At 49.3% G+C, this 489-nt stretch carries 1 rRNA gene; it reads left to right on the top strand.

The features are described 5' to 3' along the window. A 23S ribosomal RNA gene (locus tag BW716_RS35515) occupies nt 1-489 on the top strand; the annotation flags it as partial.

Here is a 489-nt window from a genome sequence, read left to right as displayed (position 1 = left end):
CCGATTGATCCGCAGATACCTGAATGGGGCAACCCACTATGTTGAAGACATAGTACACCGATAGGTGGGCAAACCCGCTGAACTGAAACATCTAAGTAGGCGGAGGAGAAGAAAACAAAAGTGATTCCGTAAGTAGTGGCGAGCGAACGCGGATTAGCCCAAACCAATGTTGTTACGGCAATGTTGGGGTTGTAGGACCACGATATTTTATGTACAAGGAACCGGAAGTTACTGGAAAGTGACGCCATAGAGGGTGATAGCCCCGTATGGGTAACAAGTATAATAGATAGTGGTATCCTGAGTAGGGCGGGGCACGTGAAACCCTGTCTGAATTTGGCGGGACCATCCGCTAAGGCTAAATACTCCTGAGAGACCGATAGTGAACCAGTACCGTGAGGGAAAGGTGAAAAGAACCGTGAATAACGGAGTGAAATAGATCCTGAAACCATACGCTTACAAGCGGTCGGAGCCCTTTCGTGGGGTGACGGC

The sequence above is a fragment of the [Flexibacter] sp. ATCC 35208 genome (assembly GCF_001975825.1).
GTDB lineage: Bacteria > Bacteroidota > Bacteroidia > Chitinophagales > Chitinophagaceae > Chitinophaga.
This window is presented reverse-complemented; position numbering and strand designations above follow the sequence as displayed.